This window comes from Actinobacillus capsulatus DSM 19761 (genome assembly GCF_000374285.1).
In the GTDB taxonomy this organism is placed as follows: Bacteria; Pseudomonadota; Gammaproteobacteria; order Enterobacterales; family Pasteurellaceae; genus Actinobacillus; species Actinobacillus capsulatus.
Window position 1 is genome coordinate 105,319 of record NZ_KB893938.1, and the last position, 12,552, is coordinate 117,870.

18 protein-coding genes, 1 tRNA gene and 2 pseudogenes are annotated in these 12,552 nt (G+C 42.8%); 20 read left to right on the forward strand and 1 reads right to left on the reverse strand.

The window, feature by feature from the left end; translation table 11 throughout:
• Positions 1-5: 5 nt before the first annotated feature.
• The 11 genes and pseudogenes from C228_RS0107290 (at position 6) to C228_RS0107340 (ending at position 7,107) form a co-directional block, all read left to right on the forward strand.
• The gene (locus tag C228_RS0107290) at positions 6-551 is read left to right on the forward strand and encodes an N-acetylmuramoyl-L-alanine amidase (RefSeq protein WP_018652005.1); all 546 of its coding nucleotides are present in this window, start codon (positions 6-8) and stop codon (positions 549-551) included.
• Between the two features lie 6 nt (positions 552-557).
• Positions 558-779 carry a DUF2644 domain-containing protein gene (locus tag C228_RS0107295; protein WP_018652006.1) on the forward strand — a complete coding sequence of 74 codons (222 nt, stop codon included), beginning with the start codon at positions 558-560 and terminating at the stop codon, positions 777-779.
• Positions 779-1,045 carry a DUF2681 domain-containing protein gene (locus tag C228_RS0107300; protein WP_018652007.1) on the forward strand — a complete coding sequence of 89 codons (267 nt, stop codon included), beginning with the start codon at positions 779-781 and terminating at the stop codon, positions 1,043-1,045. The genes C228_RS0107295 and C228_RS0107300 overlap by 1 nt, the downstream gene beginning before the upstream one ends.
• Positions 1,038-1,175, forward strand: a complete 138-nt coding sequence (locus tag C228_RS13430) for a hypothetical protein (RefSeq protein ID WP_018652008.1) — start codon at positions 1,038-1,040, stop codon at positions 1,173-1,175. Before C228_RS0107300 ends, C228_RS13430 begins: the two co-directional genes overlap by 8 nt.
• Positions 1,175-1,402, forward strand: a complete 228-nt coding sequence (locus C228_RS0107310) for a TraR/DksA family transcriptional regulator (RefSeq protein WP_018652009.1) — start codon at positions 1,175-1,177, stop codon at positions 1,400-1,402. The genes C228_RS13430 and C228_RS0107310 overlap by 1 nt, the downstream gene beginning before the upstream one ends.
• Positions 1,399-1,728: a DUF2730 domain-containing protein gene (locus tag C228_RS0107315; RefSeq protein WP_245552757.1), complete on the forward strand. Its 330-nt coding sequence runs from the start codon at positions 1,399-1,401 to the stop codon at positions 1,726-1,728. Before C228_RS0107310 ends, C228_RS0107315 begins: the two co-directional genes overlap by 4 nt.
• Before the next feature lie 5 nt (positions 1,729-1,733).
• Positions 1,734-2,027 (forward strand): VpaChn25_0724 family phage protein, encoded by a 294-nt coding sequence (locus C228_RS0107320; protein ID WP_018652011.1) that lies wholly within the window; start codon positions 1,734-1,736, stop codon positions 2,025-2,027.
• Between the two features lie 33 nt (positions 2,028-2,060).
• Positions 2,061-2,633, forward strand: a complete 573-nt coding sequence (locus C228_RS0107325) for a DUF3486 family protein (protein WP_018652012.1) — start codon at positions 2,061-2,063, stop codon at positions 2,631-2,633.
• Positions 2,630-4,188: pseudogene (locus C228_RS13435) on the forward strand (terminase large subunit domain-containing protein). Before C228_RS0107325 ends, C228_RS13435 begins: the two are co-directional and overlap by 4 nt.
• 9 nt (positions 4,189-4,197) lie before the next feature.
• A pseudogene (locus C228_RS13440) lies at positions 4,198-5,777 on the forward strand (DUF935 domain-containing protein).
• Positions 5,764-7,107: a phage head morphogenesis protein gene (locus tag C228_RS0107340; protein ID WP_018652013.1), complete on the forward strand. Its 1,344-nt coding sequence runs from the start codon at positions 5,764-5,766 to the stop codon at positions 7,105-7,107. The pseudogene C228_RS13440 and the gene C228_RS0107340 overlap by 14 nt, the downstream one beginning before the upstream one ends.
• Positions 7,108-7,118: 11 nt before the next feature.
• Here C228_RS0107340 and C228_RS0107345 read toward each other — a convergent pair.
• Positions 7,119-7,192: transfer RNA gene (locus C228_RS0107345), tRNA-Ile, on the reverse strand.
• A 48-nt stretch (positions 7,193-7,240) separates the two neighbouring features.
• On the opposite strand from C228_RS0107345, the gene C228_RS0107350 reads away from it, so the two are divergent.
• From C228_RS0107350 to C228_RS0107390, 9 genes are all read left to right on the forward strand, one after another.
• A complete protein-coding gene (locus C228_RS0107350) occupies positions 7,241-7,684 on the forward strand; it encodes a phage virion morphogenesis protein (RefSeq protein WP_018652014.1) in 444 nt (147 codons plus the stop codon).
• Positions 7,685-7,880: 196 nt separating this feature from the next.
• Positions 7,881-8,960, forward strand: a complete 1,080-nt coding sequence (locus C228_RS0107355) for a phage protease (RefSeq protein ID WP_018652015.1) — start codon at positions 7,881-7,883, stop codon at positions 8,958-8,960.
• Positions 8,960-9,886 (forward strand): Mu-like prophage major head subunit gpT family protein, encoded by a 927-nt coding sequence (locus C228_RS0107360; RefSeq protein ID WP_018652016.1) that lies wholly within the window; start codon positions 8,960-8,962, stop codon positions 9,884-9,886. Before C228_RS0107355 ends, C228_RS0107360 begins: the two co-directional genes overlap by 1 nt.
• A 78-nt stretch (positions 9,887-9,964) precedes the next feature.
• A complete protein-coding gene (locus C228_RS0107365; protein ID WP_018652017.1) occupies positions 9,965-10,357 on the forward strand; it encodes an HI1506-related protein in 393 nt (130 codons plus the stop codon).
• Positions 10,357-10,764 (forward strand): gp436 family protein, encoded by a 408-nt coding sequence (locus tag C228_RS0107370; RefSeq protein WP_018652018.1) that lies wholly within the window; start codon positions 10,357-10,359, stop codon positions 10,762-10,764. Before C228_RS0107365 ends, C228_RS0107370 begins: the two co-directional genes overlap by 1 nt.
• Positions 10,764-11,195 carry a DUF1834 family protein gene (locus C228_RS0107375; RefSeq protein WP_018652019.1) on the forward strand — a complete coding sequence of 144 codons (432 nt, stop codon included), beginning with the start codon at positions 10,764-10,766 and terminating at the stop codon, positions 11,193-11,195. Before C228_RS0107370 ends, C228_RS0107375 begins: the two co-directional genes overlap by 1 nt.
• A 6-nt stretch (positions 11,196-11,201) precedes the next feature.
• Positions 11,202-11,387, forward strand: coding sequence for a DUF7210 family protein (locus C228_RS0107380; protein ID WP_018652020.1), 186 nt, complete (start codon positions 11,202-11,204; stop codon positions 11,385-11,387).
• Positions 11,380-12,123, forward strand: a complete 744-nt coding sequence (locus C228_RS0107385; RefSeq protein WP_018652021.1) for a phage tail tube protein — start codon at positions 11,380-11,382, stop codon at positions 12,121-12,123. The genes C228_RS0107380 and C228_RS0107385 overlap by 8 nt, the downstream gene beginning before the upstream one ends.
• Before the next feature lie 52 nt (positions 12,124-12,175).
• Positions 12,176-12,552: DUF6631 family protein (locus C228_RS0107390; RefSeq protein WP_018652022.1), on the forward strand; the 377-nt coding region annotated here is incomplete at its 3' end.

Below are 12,552 nucleotides of genomic sequence, written 5' to 3' on the forward strand. Positions count from 1 at the left end.
TTTTTATGTCCTTACCTATTTTCAAAATCGTTGTGCATTGCTCTGCAACGCAGAACGGTAAATCACTAAAACAAGCAGACAAAACATCTGCTCAAGTCATTGATAGCTGGCATAAAGAACGTGGCTATAAGCGTTCAGCAGTAGCGGTAAAAAATTTTAACGCTCATCTCAAACATATTGGCTATCACTTTGTAATTGATATTGATGGTTCTATTGAAACAGGTCGTCAAGTCGGCGAAATCGGCGCTCACGTAAAAGGTCATAACAGCAATTCTGTTGGTATCTGTTTAATCGGTGGCATTAGTGCAAGTGGTAAAAATCACGCTGAATATACTGAAGCACAGTGGCAATCATTACATAAGCTGTTACGTGAACTAGAAGCCAAGCATCCAAAAGCAAAAATCTATGGTCATCGTGACTTATCTCCAGACTTAAATAACGATGGCAAGATCACTAAAAACGAATGGCTAAAAGACTGCCCGTGTTTTGACGTATGGTCTTGGCTTGATTCTGAGCAAGTCGTGAATTTAGAACACTTATATAAGGATTAAAACAGCATGAAAGATTTGATTTCAAACGGAGATGGTCGCTTATCAACGACTGCAACAATCCAATTTTTCGGCTTTTTAGCAAGCCTGATCATCATGATTTATTGCGTATATATGGATAAGCCTTATGTTCCCGAGCTGTTTAGCACGTTTTTATTTGCATGTGTTGGCACAGCCGCAACGAAAGGCGCAGTGAGCGCATTTAAACGTTCTCGTTCGGAGGAAGAATAATGTTTACAACTCAACTTGCCGCTATTGTATCAGCAGTAGCATTACTTGGAGGCTGGGGCGTATTTAAAAGCGTACAAGTCAGCCGAGAAAAAAAGAAAAATCAAGCGCTATTGCAGAAAAATGAACAGTTAAAAGCTGCTAAAGCGGTAGCTGAAACCAAAGTAAAGAATTTTGAAGTGAGAAAGCAAAATGAAGAAAACATTAGTAGCACTAGCCGTGACGGGGTTATTGACCGCTTGCACACCGACGGTGACTTACGTGACTAATACGTCTTGTGCGGGCTTTTCAGTCATTAAAGCAAGCCGTAAAGATACGACCGAAACGTTAGCACAAATTTTAGTGCATAACACCACCTATCGCCAAATCTGTAAAGACGCAGAACAAAAGGATGAGTAATGCCAGATTTATTAGATCGCATTTCTGAATGTGAAGAACAGATTTTAGAAATGCAACTCGCACCGCATTTAGAGACAGAGTTATCAGATGACGAAATTGACGCTATCGCACAAGCCGGGCGTCAATGTAGCGAATGCGGTTTACCGATTCCAGTAGCTCGTTTGCGTGCAGAGCCTACGGCTCATCGCTGCATTAGTTGCCAAGAGGATTGGGAGTCAGGACGATGATGAATGATTTATTTGAATTTGTACGAGCCAATTTCGGTGTCATTTCCACCGTTGCCGCTGTGGTCGCTGGAGCATTTTGGCTGAAACTTGACAGTAAATATGCGAAAAAAAACGATATTGGACAGTTGCTAGAAGTGGCTAAAAATCACGACAGCCGTATTGCTATGCTGGAAAAACAAGTAGAAAACTTACCCACGGCGGTTGATGTGGAACGTTTAAAAACATTAGTGACTGATGTTAAAGGCGACACCAAAGCAACAAGCCGTCAGATGGATGCAGTCAGTCATCAGCTTGGACTTTTACTAGAGGCTAAATTAAAGGAATAGTAAGAATGTTAAAAGATTTATTAACGCAAGACCAACGCTTAGTTATTTTGCGCTCTCTTGCGGACGCAGGTTATGACGCAAACGAATCGATTATTAGCGATTGCTTAGACTTGTACGGTCATGATATTAGCCGTGATTTAGTGCGTAATCATTTGAACTGGCTGGAAGAACAAGGTCTGGTGAAAGTGCAACGTTTACAAGATGGCTATATGGTCGCAACCATTACTCAACGTGGTTTAGATGTGTCACAGGGACGTGCTTTTGTGGACGGTGTAAAACGCCCACGTCCAAAAATTTAAACGGTTTTTAAACAAAATTTAAGGAGCGTTTAAATGAGCGATAAAACAACACGTGGACGTGCCAGCAAAGTTGATTTGTTGCCACCGAATATTAAGACACAGCTAGCAGCAATGTTACGAGACAAACAATTCTCACAGGCTGAAATATTAGAAGAAATCAATAATCTGATTATTGACTGTGGTTTACCAAATGAAATGCAACTAAGCAAAACTGGACTAAACCGCTATGCTTCCCGTATGGAAAAAATGGGGACAAAAATTCGTCAAGCACGTGAAGTCGCTGAAGTATGGACAAAGCAACTCGGCGAAGCACCACAGTCAGATATTGGTAAGCTACTAATGGAAGCTGTTAAAACCATGGCATTTGATTTAACCATTACTGCTGATGAAAAAGTAGCGAAAGACCCTAAATTTTTGAATCAGCTTGCTTTGATTGCGAATCGTATTGAACAAGCTCAAAGCATATCTGAAGAACGCGAACGCAAAGTCCGTAAAGAAGTTGCCCAGCAGGCGGCTGAAACAGCTGAGAAAGTTGTGGTACAAGCTGGGTTATCAGCAGAAACAGTCAAAACGATTAAGGAACAAATTTTAGGCATCGCATTATGACATTAATGAATGAACGCCCCTTAAATGAATTATCGAAAGAATGTCAAGACTTTTTAGATAATCTTCATTTATTTGATCCGAAAGAATTATTACTTTTTTATCAAAAAAAATGGATTGCAGACAATAGTCAACTAAAAATAGCTGAGAAAACTCGGCGATGTGGATTAACGTGGGCAGAAGCCGCTGACAATGCTTTAGTCTCTAGTACAATGCGTAGAGATGGGGGCGATAATGTTTTTTATGTGGGCTCAAATAAAGAGATGGCACGAGAATACATTGATGCGGCTGCAATGTGGTCAAAAGCATTTAATTATGCTGCAAGCGAAACACAAGAAGAAGTATTAACTGATGAAAAAGAAGGGAAAGATATTCTCACTTTTGTAATTCATTTTGCATCAGGTTTTAAGGTTAAAGCATTATCTAGCCGACCATCAAATTTACGTGGTATGCAAGGCATTGTTGTGATTGATGAAGCTGCCTTCCACGATGATTTAGCTGCTTTGATTAAAGCGGCTCTTGCTTTAACTATGTGGGGTTCTAAAGTCAGGATTATCTCAACGCACAACGGAGTAGATAATTTATTTAATCAACTTATTCTTGATAGTCGAGCTGGCAGAAAAGACTACTCTGTACATACTATCACAATTGATGATGCGTGCGCAGATGGTCTATATAAGCGGATTTATTAAAAAATACAGCTTCTGAAGAAGACGCTCTAGAAGAATATTACTGCGTGCCGAAACGTAGTTCCGGTGGCTACATCCCTCGTCCTTTAATTGATCGTGCAGCCGATGAAAGCAAAGTCATTTTACGCTTTGAATGTGATGACAAATTTATCACGTATTCAGAAACTGAACGTGAAGTGATGACCGCAGAATGGTTATTAAAAGACGTATTGCCACAGCTTGAAAGCCTAAACAAAGACTACCGACACAGTTTTGGTGTGGACTTTGCAAGAAGTGGCGACTTAAGTGTATTTAGTGTTTGTGCCTGTTTGCCTAATACCGCTCGCCATATTGAATTAACCCTTGAAATCCGCAACTGCCCTTACGACCAACAAAAGCAAATTATGCTGTTTGTATTGTCGAAGCTCCCCCGTTTTATCGGCGCAGCCTTTGATGCAACGGGCAACGGTGGCTATTTAGCCGAAAGTGCCTTGTTGCGTTACGGTTCGTCTATGGTAGAAACCGTACAACTTAATGATAAATGGTACCGTGAATGGATGCCTAAATATAAAGCTTTATATGAATCTGACCTTATCCGTATTCCAAAGGATGAGGAAACTATTCTAGACCAAGGGCACATTGTGGTGATCAACGGTGTGCCGAAAATTGACAAATCACGCTCACAAGGTAAAAGCGGTAAACGTCATGGCGACTCTGCAGTAGCGTACTGTATGGCTGTTAGAGCAAGTTATATGACCGGTGGTGAAATTGATTTTATCCCGCTGCCTGCAAAACATACGGATACGCCGAACGGCTATAGTTTTAATTACTCAAACAGCGAAATGGAAGACTTAACTGCTGCGTTTGGCTCGGATTGGGATAATATTTAAGGACTTTTTATGAAAAGCAAGATTGTTGACATTCACGGCAATCCGTTTGTGTTTGACGATACACCGCAAACAGAGAATGAGGCGCGTCTGGGATACTTAAAAAATCATGTAAGCGATCATCCAGCAAGCGGACTGACTCCCAATAAAGCGGCAAGTATTATGCGAGCTGCTGAACTCGGCGATTTAGTCGCACAAAGCGAACTTGCCGAAGATATGGAAGAGAAAGATGCGCATTTACAATCGGAACTCGGCAAACGCCGAGCCGCATTATTAACAGTAGATTGGCAAATCCAACCACCGCCGAATGCGAGTCGCGCAGAACAACGCGACGCCGAAATGTTAGAGGAAATCCTGCGCGATGCAGTATGGCTAGACGATTGTATTTTTGACGCATCCGACGCTATTTTAAAGGGTTTCGCTTGTCAAGAAATCGAATGGGAACCGAATTTAGTTGGCGGGTTAAAATTAATTCGCAACGTGCAATGGCGTGACCCAGCATGGTTTATGACACCAGTTCACGCTCGCAATACGCTACGTTTACGCGACGGCTCAGTAGACGGCATTGCATTAGCAAAATTCGGCTGGATTACTCATATCGCTAAAGCGAAAACCGGCTACTTATCACGCACCGGACTTGTGCGTACCTTGATTTTTCCGTTTATTTATAAAAATTATTCGGCGCGTGATTTCGCTGAATTTTTAGAAATTTACGGCTTGCCATTACGCCTTGGTAAATACCCGGAAGGCGCAACCAATAACGAAAAACAAACATTACTCCGTGCAGTGATGAGTATCGGTCACAATGCTGGTGGCATTATCCCCCGTGGCATGGAAATAGAATTTGAAAAAGCGGCGGAAGGCGATAGTAAAGCCTTTATGACCATGATTGAGTGGGCGGAAAAATCCATGTCTAAAGCTATTTTAGGCGGTACGCTCACCTCTCAAGCCGACGGTCAAAGCTCAACAAACGCTCTCGGCAAAGTGCACGACGAGGTTCGCCAAGAATTACGCGACAGCGATTTAAAACGGCTACAAGCCACACTTACGCGCGATTTAGTCTATCCGCTTTACGCACTTAACGCGAAATCATTTAATAATGCGCGCCGTATACCTAAATTTGAGTTTGATTTATCCGAAATCGAAGACATTAACCGCTTTAGCGAAGGCTTAAATAAACTGGTCGACATCGGCTTTAAAATCCCGGTGCAATGGGCCATGACAAAGTACAAATCCCGATTGCCAGCGACAACGAAGCAATTTTAAGTCGAGATACGCTTAAACCGCTAGAAACGGATAAACCGAAACCGGAAGAGAACAATGCGGTATTAAGTGCGCTTAATATTCATGCTATCCGTCGTGACCCAGATGATATGATTGACCAGTTAGAACCGACGGCGCAAGAATACGAATCAGTTATCGACCCGATGTTAAAGCCAATTGTAGATGCCATCAGAACCGGCGGCTATGAATTTGCGCAAGAACGACTTACCGAACTTTATGATGATTTGGACGATGAGGAGCTGGAAAAAATGCTAACTCGTGCAATTTTTGTGAGTGACTTAATAGGACGCCTATATGCCAACCAATGATCTTAATATGCGTGCACTTTTACACATGGAGCCTAAAGTTGCGGTCGATTATATTAAAGCTAAAGGATACGCTATTACTTGGAATTGGCAGGAAGCGTTAGAAGATGCGCATGCTCGCGCATTTACTGTCGCGAAAGTCACTCGTATGGATATTTTAGAGACAATTCGCACGGCAACCGTAGAGGCGATAGAAAAAGGTATACCGGAGCGCGAATATATCAACGATCTACGTCCAAAGTTGGAAGCCTTAGGCTGGTGGGGAAAAACGAAAATATCAAATTTAAACGGCACTGAACAAATTATACAGCTTGGCAGCCCACGTCGCTTAAAAACGATTTTGCGTACCAATAAAATTACCGCTTATCATGCTGCACGCTACGCCGAACAACTCGCCAATTCTGACGAACAACCTTATTGGCAATATCTAGCGATTAAAGATAGTCGCACCCGTGCAAGCCATTTGGCGTTGCACGAGAAAGTCTATCGCTATGACGATCCGATTTGGGAGGTGATGTATCCGCCTAACGGTTGGCATTGTCGCTGTCGAGTGCGCGCATTAAGCGAGAGACGGCTTAAAAAACAAGGGCTTGAAGTCAGCCAATCTAACGGCAAGATCAAGCAAAGTTGGGCGCTTGCCGGCATTGATAAAGCGACCGGCGAAGAAACGCACGCAAAAATCTATCATTTGACGACAGACAAAGGTACGATAAAGACTGACCCCGGCTGGAGCCATAATGTCGGCAAAAGTGCGCTTGGCAGTGATGTGGCGTTAGTGCGTAAAATTTTAGATGCAAAAAATCGTGATTTACGTAGCCAAACAATACAGGCTATTAATAATAGCGAAGCGCGGCATAAAGCATTTGAGAATTGGGTATACACGAATCTCGGCAAACACGGTGCAAGTAACCGTTACATCTCGGCGGGGATTATCAGCGAAGATATTGCCGATAAAGTAGCGCAGTTATCAGGCGGCGAAAAATCATCACAACGCTTACTAGTGATGACAGAACGTAGTCTTGCACATGCTAACAGTCCAAAGCACCAATCCGGTGGAATTGGATTAACCAGTGATGAATACGCTTCCTTATCGCGTGTTATTGCGCAAGGGAGTCTTGTTGTATTAGATAAAAGCGAAGGTCACAATAATCTAATCTACTTTACGGCAGATCGTAAAATTAAAGTTGTGGTTGACCCAACTTTTAATATCAAGCGACTAAAACCAAAAGAACAAGTGGACGCAGTTATCAATGCATATAAAGTCGAAAACTATGAAGATGTGTTAAGTGCTATTAAAGGCGGGCAATATATAGTGATAAAAGGTGTGCCTTAATTAGGTACTAAGTGCCGTGGTGGGGGTTGAACCCACGATATACATCATTATAAATGATGCCGCGTTACCATTTCGCCACACGGCACTTAATTAAGATTGATTAAATTTAAAACGATTTTAAGGAGTATGTCAAGTGGAACTCGACATAAAGTTTAACGAAAAAGATATGCGTATTGTGCAAGGCGCATTTGCTAAATTAGTACAACTTGGCAAAGCCGACGGTATAACGCGTAAAATGGCAAATGTACTGCGTGAAGATGCTGAAGATGCCTTTGAAAACGAACGCTCACCAACCGGCGAGAAATGGGAAACGCTCGACCCTGTATACAAAAAAAGTCGTTATGCAAAAGGATATGATGGTAAGATACTACATCGCACAGGCTTACTTATTGCAAGCTTGAATATTGACTATGGCGATGACTTTGCCGCAGTCGGTGTATCTGAGTCTTACGGTATTTATCATCAGCTCGGTACCGATAAAATGTCCGCCCGCCCATTTTTAGGCATTTCCGAAGACGGTATCGACGAGATCAAAGGTATTTTAAAAAACGCAATAAAACACGCATGGCGTGAATAAAATCCATTGAGCCGATAAGTCGTGCCGACTTATTTTTTTAAACGCAATTAAACGCCTTTAAACGCCTTTTGAACGCTACTTATTATTTATTTCTACCTCATATCTAACATCACAACAAATTACCACCGTAAAATCGGTAGTTTGTTGTGATGTACCACAAACCCATCCAATAGCCCAACCGGCGCATAATGGCGCCATGAACACGACAAAACACCCTCTTGCCGTATTAACGGCACAAATCAATCGCACCACGCCTGACGGCTGGCAACAACTTTTGCCAAAAGGTCAATTTCAGGCACGTGACGGACGTCCTTTTGATGTTGCGCACTGGTTTATTAATGCGGCAATTGCACAACGCTTGATTGAACGGGTACGTGCGTTAAAGCAAGACGTGCTGATTGATTACGAGCACGAAAGCATTTTGAAAGCCAAACAAGGTGCCGGCGCAGTATTAGCTGCAGGCTGGTTTAATGCCGATGAAATGCACTGGTTTGATGATGACGAACGACAAGGCTTGTTTATTAAGCCTCGCTGGACGCCGAAAGCTTATCAGCATATTAAAAACGGCGAGTTTGCGTTTTTGAGTGCAGTATTCCCGTACGACCAAAACGGCGAACCGCTCGAACTAAGAATGGCAGCATTAACAAACGACCCCGGTGTAACCGGCATGAAGCGATTAGCGGTGTTGTCGGCAAGAATTGAACAATCAACCCCAACTAAGGAGAAATCAATGAGTCTGGTAAAACAGTTACTTGGTAAGCTCGGTGTCACTGTATCGGATGAGGCGGACATTACCGACGAGCACGCACAAGCCGCTATTACTGCACTAGATGGCATTACTAGCGCGAAAGCGACAGCGGAAACTCAAGTTGCGACGTTAAGCGCTCAAATTAACGATGTGGATTTAAGCAAATATGTGCCGAAAGCAGCCTATGATGCAACCGTACAGCAATTAGCGGTGTTATCTGCGAAATCGACAGATACCGAAATCGACACGATGGTGACAAAAGCACGTAATGAAGGGCGTGTGATTGAAGCGGAAGTGGATTATTTAAAACAATTTGGCAAACAAAAAGGCGTGGCGGAATTATCTGCAATGTTAGAGCAACGCCCACAAATTGCCGTGTTGTCCGCACAACAAACGCAAACCACAACTGTGGAGAAAACCGAAAAAGGGGTTGCGGTGTTAAGTGCGGTTGAAAAAGAAATGGCGCAACGCTTAGGTCTTAGCGAAGCGGACTTTTTGAAACAAAAAGAAGAAATGGAAGATAACTAATGGCTAAGAATGTCACTCCTGAAATTGTAAAAGCCTTATTTGTAGGCTTTGCTAAAAACTTTAAAGATGGCTTGGCAAAAGCGCCTAGCCAATATACCAAGATTGCAACTGTGGTGAAATCACGCACGGCAAGTAATTCCTATGCGTGGTTGGGGCAAATGCCGAAACTGACAGAATGGGTTGGTAAACGTACGATTACCGCAATCCAAAGTCACGGTTATTCAATTGAAAATAAATCTTTTGCAAACGGGGTGTCAATTAAACGCACGGATGTAGAAGACGATAACGAAGGCGTGTATAGCCCGCTTATTGAAGATTTGGGGTTAGCAGCCGGTACGCAACCTGATGAGCTTGTATTCGGTGCATTGAAGGCAGGTTTTAGTACAGCATGTTATGACGGTCAGTATTTCTTCGATACTGATCACCCTGTCGGTGCAAATGTAGATGGCACAAGTCCAGTATCTGTAAGCAATATTACAGATGATGGTACAGGGGTTACGGAAGAAAATGCATGGTATTTGTTAGATACATCTCGTGCATTAAAACCGATTATTTTCCAAGAACGCCAACCACCTAGACCAGCACAAATGACAGATGCAAATGCTCAAAAAGTATTTGAGGAGGACGTTTACACCTATGGTGTGGATAGCCGTTGTAATGTCGGTTATGGATTCTGGCAACAGGCTCACGCAGTGAAAGGAAAGCTTACTCCTGAAAACTTATGGAAAGCCATTGGTGCAATGCGTGCTGTACGCGGCGATGGAGATCACCGTTTAGGCATTAAGCCGACTGTGTTAGTTGTACCACCATCACTTGAAAAAGAAGCTGTTCAGCTTTTAGAACGTGAATTCCGTGTCGAAAACGGTGCAACGGTAGACAATGAATTTAAAGGTCGTTTAGAGCTGATTGTTGCTGATTATCTCTAATCTCAAGCGGTCGGATTTTGTGAGTTTTTTGCAAATTTGACCGCACTTTAAACCCGATTTAAAGAGGATTTAAATGAAATGGAAAAATCTACTTCGTTATACGATGTTGTGGTGTCGAACAAAATTAAACACGGTTATCGCCGTGCTGGTCTCAGCCTTGCAGCCGGTGAAAGCAAAATTGAAGGCATTACCGAAAGTCAGCTTGCACAACTCCAAGCCGACCCACGTCTGGTGGTTAAAAAAGCCGAACCCGCAAGCGGTGAAAAAGATAACAAAGGGTTATCTGAAGATAGTAAGACTTCATCTACACAAAGTAAACAGCTTTCAGAAAGTCTATTACCAGCCGATTTAACTGTAGATCAACTAAAAGCGAAATTAACGGAATTAAACGTTGAGTTTGCAAAGTCTGCAAAAAAAGACGAACTGATTGCGTTACTTGAAAATGCTCTAGCACCGAAGGATAACGAATAATGCTTTACGCGACACCGGAAAGTTTAGTTAAACGCTACGGCGATAAAGTCTTTAACACGCTTGCTGACGGCGTAGACAGTCAAAAAGTCATCGAAGCACTGCAAGATGCGTCGCAGACAATTGATAGCTATTTAGCAGGTCGTTATACCCTCCCTCTAAAAAGTGTGCCTGCAGTGTTGGAACGTCATTGCTGCTATATCGCCCGCTATTTCTTGGAGAAAAATATCGCTACTAAGCAAGCGCGCTGCGACTATGAAGATACTATCAAGTACTTAGAAAAAGTGGCAAACGGTACGATTTCACTCGGTGTTAGTGAGGACGGTAATGCAATAGAGAGTGACAATATCATTACCATTCAGTCATCACCTTCAATTTGGGCGCGAGATAAGTCAAAAGGGTTTATCTGATGAGCAATATTGCTAAAACCAGTGATGCGTTACAAGCGCGAATTAGAGCACTTTGCGGCAACGCCTTAAACGAAGTAACTACGCACCCGGGGCACTGGGATGATTCGGCGGTGGCTCGTATCGTCAGTAATCCGCCCGCCGCATATATTGCGTGGCTTGGGCATATGCCAAGCGAAAACCCGCGTATTGTACAAGCTCGCTGGGCAATATACATCGTCGCCAATGTACTAGACGGCGACCGCGAAGACAATATCGGTATCTATCAACTGGTTGAGCAATTAAGCGCGGGATTACACCGCTATCGACTTGAGCCAAGCGGTACCTTTGAGTTGTTAAGCGTACAAAACCTATGGTCGGACACTCAAAGCGGTATGGGGGTTGCGGTGTACGGTATGTACTTTAAAGCACCTATGCCAAATTACGGGAGTTAATAAATAATGGCACAAGTGAAAATTATTTTGACTGCGGCACATACACACGGCGGCAAACAATATCAAGCTGGTGATACTTTGGAACTAAACCAATCTACCGCACAATTCATCATCAATATGGGGGTAGGCAAACCGGCTGACGCTGCCCGTAAATCACAAAAAACGCAACAAGAGGAGAAGGCAAATGCGTAACGAAACATATAGCTACGGTCAGGGTAAAGTCTACCTTGCCGAACGTTTACCTGGTGGCGCTATTGGCGCACAACGCTGGGTGGGTGATGTCTCAGAGCTTAGTGTATCACTTACCGTTGAGGATTTTACTCACAAAGAGTCGTACTCTGGCAATCGCCAAGAGGTACGAAAAATCATTACCGGTAAATCGGGTGAAGTATCAGTCAAATTTCATGAATTAAGCGTTGATAATCTTTCTTTATTATTACTCGGTAACGCCGGCAAAATTGCTGAAGGTACGGTAACCGGCGAAAAATTACCGGCAGAGATTAAAGTCGGTGACCGTATTGCGTTAGCTTACGCCAATGTCAGCGAGGTCAAAATTGACAATATGACTGAAGGAACGGACTTTTTTGTCGATAGCATTTTTGGTGCGGTCGAATTTTTAACCGCGCATACTGGTAATACCGAAACCGTCGCTTATAAATACGGTGAGGTGCAAAATGTAGCAATGTTAACAGGCAATCCGAAAGATTTATGCCTACGTTACGAAGGCGTCAATATGGCGGAACAAAACGAATGGGTATTAGTTGAACTGTATAAAATCAATTTTAACCCGACGGACGCATTAAATCTGATTAATAACGATAATGCTTTAGACGCTTTGAGTGCTAAAGCGAAAGTACTTGCTGATACCCATAAAAAAGGCGATGACTTATTAGGTCGTTTCGGTCGTATTGTTAAAATTAATCAATAAATTTTTCCTTTGCCCCTGAGAACAGGGGCTTTAAAAATACCAAGGCTTGATTATGCAAAAACAAGATGAATTAAATGTGTTGTTCCCGAATGAGAAAATCACTATTGCGGGCGAAGAAATCGAAATCAAAGAATATTCACTCATCCAGCAATTACAGCACCGTACGTTGTTTATGCCATTTGTTACGGCATTGCGCAGCACGTTAAGCAAAGCTGAAGCGGAGTTTGGTTTAGATGGTTTAATGAACCTTATTGCAGAACATTACCAAGAGATACTGCATTTAGTCAGTATTTCGGTGGGTAAACCGCTTGAATGGGTACAGAATCTGACAGGCGAAGATGCAGAAACGGTGTTAATGATGTGGTGGACGGTAAATAGCGATTTTTTTACCCGTCAGGCGGTGCAGCCAATGTTGGAGAAAATGGTGCA